The 5,620-nt window shown below is 37.9% G+C and carries 7 protein-coding genes, 1 pseudogene and 1 riboswitch; all 8 genes and pseudogenes read right to left on the bottom strand.

What is annotated here, in order from left to right; translation table 11 throughout:
- Positions 1–106: 106 nt before the first annotated feature.
- Positions 107–189, bottom strand: a riboswitch (cyclic di-GMP riboswitch).
- A 244-nt stretch (positions 190–433) separates the two neighbouring features.
- Positions 434–598: pseudogene (locus LJD61_RS20875) on the bottom strand (IS256 family transposase); the annotation flags it as partial.
- Between the two features lie 133 nt (positions 599–731).
- Complete coding sequence (locus LJD61_RS20170; protein WP_255229406.1) at positions 732–1,130, bottom strand: putative toxin-antitoxin system toxin component, PIN family; 399 nt, start codon at positions 1,128–1,130, stop codon at positions 732–734.
- Positions 1,114–1,389, bottom strand: coding sequence for an AbrB/MazE/SpoVT family DNA-binding domain-containing protein (locus LJD61_RS20165; RefSeq protein ID WP_255229405.1), 276 nt, complete (start codon positions 1,387–1,389; stop codon positions 1,114–1,116). Before LJD61_RS20165 ends, LJD61_RS20170 begins: the two co-directional genes overlap by 17 nt.
- Before the next feature lie 223 nt (positions 1,390–1,612).
- Entirely contained in the window at positions 1,613–2,281 is a 669-nt protein-coding gene (locus LJD61_RS20160; protein ID WP_255229404.1) for a hypothetical protein, read from the bottom strand.
- A 25-nt stretch (positions 2,282–2,306) separates the two neighbouring features.
- Complete coding sequence (locus LJD61_RS20155; RefSeq protein WP_255229403.1) at positions 2,307–3,662, bottom strand: RHS repeat-associated core domain-containing protein; 1,356 nt, start codon at positions 3,660–3,662, stop codon at positions 2,307–2,309.
- Positions 3,653–3,787 carry a hypothetical protein gene (locus LJD61_RS20150; RefSeq protein WP_255229402.1) on the bottom strand — a complete coding sequence of 45 codons (135 nt, stop codon included), beginning with the start codon at positions 3,785–3,787 and terminating at the stop codon, positions 3,653–3,655. Before LJD61_RS20150 ends, LJD61_RS20155 begins: the two co-directional genes overlap by 10 nt.
- Entirely contained in the window at positions 3,781–4,332 is a 552-nt protein-coding gene (locus LJD61_RS20145) for an IS110 family transposase (protein WP_255229401.1), read from the bottom strand. The genes LJD61_RS20150 and LJD61_RS20145 overlap by 7 nt, the downstream gene beginning before the upstream one ends.
- Before the next feature lie 807 nt (positions 4,333–5,139).
- Positions 5,140–5,595 (bottom strand): Imm63 family immunity protein, encoded by a 456-nt coding sequence (locus LJD61_RS20140; protein ID WP_255229400.1) that lies wholly within the window; start codon positions 5,593–5,595, stop codon positions 5,140–5,142.
- Between the last annotated feature and the right edge of the window lie 25 nt (positions 5,596–5,620).

The following is a 5,620-nucleotide window of genomic DNA, read 5'->3' as shown; positions in this document are numbered from 1 at the left end:
TTCCTCCTAACAATTGCAAGTCTTTATGGCAAAGCCTATGTTTATTGAGAAGTATAAAAACTCCTGCGCCGAAAAAGCGTAGGAGTTTTTATACTCTACATATAACTTCGGCAACCCGGCTGTCATGGAAGAATCTTTAGACCCGTGGCTTTGCGTCCTCATCTTTCGATAAGTTTGCCTTTTACATTAATATATACTATTTTATAGTCTTCAACATAGTTTCTAACATTCCTCTATTTTTTTATTAATATAAATTGACAGGATTCGACATATATTGATGCCATTCTTCCCTTTTGAGGAATTATCGATATCTATTTAGAATTATAGTGGCTAATGTTTTTCCATCAGGTATCCAGCCATTGTCATGGTCGGTAAGTTCCCACATGTCCATGCTTATTTTGTAGAAGCAAAAATAACCGTCAACAATGCTTCTACTGTTCTTTTCATAACCTAAATGCTCGTCCATTTCGGATTCAAGCATTTTTTCGAGCGCTCCGGAAAACAGATTCTTGAGTTTTGCCGTAAGTTCGGCAGGTGAGGTGCAGCCTTCACTGATTAGTGCTGCAAGCTGCATTTCCTTTTCATTTAACTGTGCCATGGTTTATATCTCCTTTCATTATTCATTGGAGATTATTGCCATTTACACAGTTTAAAATACATTCTCGGGGAATAATCAAAAAAGCCATGAAGTACATTTTGTACCTCGTGGCTTCTTTTATCTTTTGGGATTTTTAATATTTTGACAAAAATTCTGTCGGCGTTAATATTTCAGGATGGTCAATATCAACCACAGCAAAATCCTTGTCACCCGTTATAAGCACATCAACATCTTCCAATATTGCCGTTGCAAGAATAGGATAATCATATACATCACGCATTGCCGGAAACTTGTCCTTTTCAAGAAAGGCAGGGGTATAAACAAGCTCATAAGGTAATTCTGTTAAAAAGTCATCCAATTCCTTTAATTTATGAGCAAATTTGCGTTTTGTAACTCTGTTAAGCTCCTCTACAATATGGGAGCATAATACTATCGTATGTTTCATGCAAAGCTTTATTTTAAGTTCATTCATCTGCACTGATGGAAAGAAGATAATTGAAATCAGGACATTGGTATCAATCATTATTCGCATATCGCTCTTCCCATATTTCTTTTCTTATTTCCTTCACAAGCTCATTCATTTCTTCCGGAGAATTATAGCCTGCTTTTTGTGCTTCTCCTGCCATTGCATCCTGTATCCTATTAAACGCCAATAACGCAGCATTTTCAAAATATATCCTGCCATCTTGTTCTAAAAATATTATCTTATCGCCCTCTTTTAGATTAAGCTTTTTTCTGATTTCGACCGGTATCGTTATTTGACCTTTTGTTGTAATTCTTGCTACTTCCATATTAAAACTCCCTTCTTACTTTTCGCTTCATTCTTACATTCCTTACTTAATTATATTATATGTCGGATGAGCAAAAATATCAATCTGAATATTGAAAATGGAAATAGTTGTTTACACATTATTCTTTTTGTTGTACAACAGTTTTATGTTATATTACATCATGAAGCAATAATATGAAGAAGGCCACACTCCGAAAATGTGTGACCTACCCTCTTATCTACCTTTATATCTTAATTTTTAGATTATCTTTTGTTGTTCTGACAAATTCATTAAGCTTTTCGCCGATTTTATTAGGTTCATTTTTTGCAAGAGCCAAAATACTATTAATCATTTTGTTTTGCTGAACTACCCAAGCTCTCTTGTCCTCTGTACTCTGTTCAACAACCTGTTGCAATAGTTTCTCTGCAAGACCTATTTTGTTAGTATACAGATAGCTAAAACCCAAATACATATTTCTGAAAATTGAAGGAAATCCCACAATAATGTTAATATCCTCGACTAAACCACTTTCAATGAAAGATATAATACCTTCTGGCCTTCCAACTTCATTGAACCAAGGTATAGCATTTATTTCAAGCAATTCTTTAATCTGTGAAAGGTCTCTTTCAATATCTTTTTTGTCATTGCTATAACCCCATGCTCCAGGTAACTTCGTTTTAAAGTGGTTCAAACGATTACCAAAACTTAAAGTGATAGTATCAGATGGTATATACAATGGTTGAATTGCAATATTGCAATTCAATCCATCACTTGGCAAGTCAAAATTTATTATATGAAGTGTATCTTCACATACTCTAAGCAATACTGTTGATTTATAAAATACAAAATTATATTGCTTTGCAAATGTTGTAAAATAATCTTTAATAATCCTTTGTAGAGCCTTTTTATCCATTTTTCAACTTCCTCCAACCTATTATTTATTTTGGTCTAATCTCGTATACAGGAGCATTATTCGGCAGATGATTCAGTATTTCTTGTATTCTGCTGTTTGTTAATCCCGCTTTTCCTGTTTTTAAATCATACACAGCCTTAATTGTGCCATTAGCATTATATTCTACAACGTCAAGTCTCACTCCACCCTTTGTTCCATAAGGAACTATTTGACCATTTTTATAAGTTATCTCTGGCTGCAATAATGAGTTGTTTAACCCCTTTACTTGCTTAGCAAATTCTGTGTGCTTTAATGTTCCCGGTACTGTTCCTTGACCTGACACCGCTTGATTTGCCTTATTAGCAAGTTCTTGTAGTTGTTGTGTAGTACTACTCGTTCCCTTAAATGAACTGCCTTCTGTTACAACAGCTACATTCAAACTGTCATTTAATAACTTAACTAGTTTATTTTTAGTGTCTTCATTTCCATTTAACTCATATAATGGTCTTAGAGTATTATACATAGTTCTATTAAATTGTGCTTCAACAAGGTCCGACATTTCATAAGCTATTTTATATTTTCTTTGTAGTTTCAAAATTTCTATTTCTACAATTTTATTGATTTCACCTAGAGATAAATTATTTTGATTCTCTATTTGCTGTTGTATATTGTACTGTAACTCTAGTTCCCATGTCTTCCACGGATTTGCTTTATCCAAATCCTTTGGGTCTACCTTCTTTGGTGGACAATCACTATACTTAGTGTTATTACCTGTATTGTCCCTAACAACTTGGCTTGTTGTCTTATCTACCGCACTTGGCTTATTAGCAGGGGCAGCTGCTCCGCCTGGGCCTAAGTCTTTATGATTTAATCCCAATGGGTCTACATACCTGAGCGGGTTATTTACTACGTATGGGTATGGGTTTAGTGTTTGTGGTGCTGTTATATCTCCCGGCCATGGGTCTTCGGAGATAAACCTGCCTATCTCTGGCATGTAGTATCTTGCCTGGGCATAGTATAGTCCTGCTGATACATCGTATTGATAGCCTGTGTATCCAAAGGTGTTGTCGGGTCCAGGCCAGTTTTGGTCAAATTTCCTTTCAGGCAGGGGCCTTCCGAATTCGTCATAGTTATAGTGGGCTGAGGTTTTTCCGTTTTCTCCTATTACTTTTATTATACTGCCTAATTCGTCTTCCAGGTAGTATATCCTTTCTGATTTTTCCGATAGGTTTGTTCCTGTTCCGTCAGGTATCCAGCCATTGTCATGGTCGGTAAGTTCCCACATGTCCATGCTTATTTTGTCCAGTCCGTTGGTGTATCTTTGGACTTGATAGTGGTCTCCGTATATCATCAGTATGTCATTTACAGGAGAGGTTATGTCTATTGCATAGTTTATTTCCATCTGGTCTCTCTTGTGCTGGTGTCCCCAGCTCGGCTTCGGATTGCCGCCATTGCCGTTGTTTCCATTTTCATGGCCGTAGGCATTTCCGGGGTTGTCCTTGTCGTATCCGTAGGCTCTGTCAGCATGTCTGCTGCATCATTATCACAAGTATAGAAGCAAAAAGAACCGTCACCAATGCTTGGATACCGTCTTTGACAAGGGTGTCCCGGCGGTTGACAAGCTGGGACAGCGTCCAATGGTTGTCCTCCGGCTTTGCGTCGGGCAGGGTATGAAGCTGGTTGATCAGCACCGTTGCAACGCAGTAAGCATCGTGCTCGTCGTTTTTCTTCATCATGGGTGCACTTTTGCGTTGGTCATAAGCCAAGGATGGATTTACATCTTTAACAGCATAACCTTTTTCAATCAGCCATACCGCAAGGCTCCTTCCATAGCCGTAGGCGTTTTCCAGACCGTAAATCGGTGATAATCCCAACGCTAAGGCTTTCTTGTTTACCCGTTTTGCCAGCTTATTAAACTCGCTGGGTTTGTTTTCAATCACGATAACATCCAATTTCTCATTCCAGCAATTCACCAGAACAGCGGTTATGGGTGTCCTTATGCAAGTCCATACCGACATAAAGGTAATTTTCTCTTTTCTGCATATCATCCCTTCTCTTTTCCTGTCCTCCACTTCAAGCCCCGAGTACCAGCAACCTCAGATGATAGCGTTAACGGGTTTTCCGTCCGCAAGGGCGCGACAGCCTATCTACCGCAAGACTTACAGTTTCAAACAGGTTATTACGTTTCACACGTTGGTGTGTGATGTTAACTCTGATTGAAAGGGATTGCAAGTCTTTTTTGCGTTTGTATCAAAACTGTCACATTCAGAAAAAGAAAAAAGGCAGGGTTTGCATTACCTCCTTAAACCCCCTCCTGCCGCAAATTATACACCACCTTCAAATATTTGTGAATTACAGCCAGTTTACAAGATCATTGCTGACAGTTTACAGAATTTGCATATCTGGCTTTTAAGTGCCAAGGGCAAGATTGCTGATGATTATATCTCACAACGTGAGCCATCGTGTGCCCCTGTGTCGCTTTTTAGCTGCCGCCATAGGGTGGTAGTTTTACAGTTTTACCTTCCTCGAAGGTGAGGACTAATTTGACGGCTTTGTGCAGGAAATCATCAGATGAATTATTCGGCAGCAAATTGCCCTTAATTATCCCATTTGCAGGGTGAACCATACGGTCGAAAGACCATGAAGGTTAAAGGCGGGTGCACTTTGGGCACACCCGCCGGTTTTCAGCGGTCGGCAATGCCGACCGCTAAGAAATTTGAACCGACAACAGCAACTTTCCTTTAGGTGGCTGTAAATTTGGCAAAGTACACCTTTAGGGTAGCTGTAATTACTGTAAAATAGCCAAGGTACAAGCTTTTCAAGGTGTCTGTCTTGGATATTCTACTTCAAAATAATCGGGCTTTGTGTAATACGGTAGTTTACAAAAACAATTGATCCTGGTACGGTGCTCTATTAAGAATGTTATTTATCTCATTTTCAGCCCTTTTCTTGTAATTCTCCCCTATTGATTCAAAAAGTTGTAGTTCTTTATTAAATATTAAACGCCTGGGGTCCTTACCTTTTATTCTGTGTTTTAACTCATAGCTTAATGCCATATTAAAAACTTGGTCATTAATTATCCAATAAGATAATTCAAAAAAATCCTTTGTTATCTTATGCATACTCACTTTTCCTCGTTCTGTATAACAATAATGATACCCATTTTCATCAGAGTAACAATACGCACCTTCCATGTTTTGTGGCGTTCCAGTAGAAAAGTAAATATCCAGTGGTTTATAGATACTTTCTGATATGGCTAAAGGCTTAAGCCTTTCATACGTTGCATTCAAATTTTTTTCAAGCTCAATTGTGGTATACAGATTGTCTGAATCCATATTATCACCCCCATATTATTTTATA

The sequence above is a fragment of the Lutispora saccharofermentans genome (genome assembly GCF_024363565.1).
Taxonomy (GTDB): Bacteria; Bacillota; Clostridia; order Lutisporales; family Lutisporaceae; genus Lutispora; species Lutispora saccharofermentans.
The sequence above is the reverse complement of the archived record's forward strand: the minus strand, read 5'-3'. Positions and strand labels throughout refer to the sequence as shown.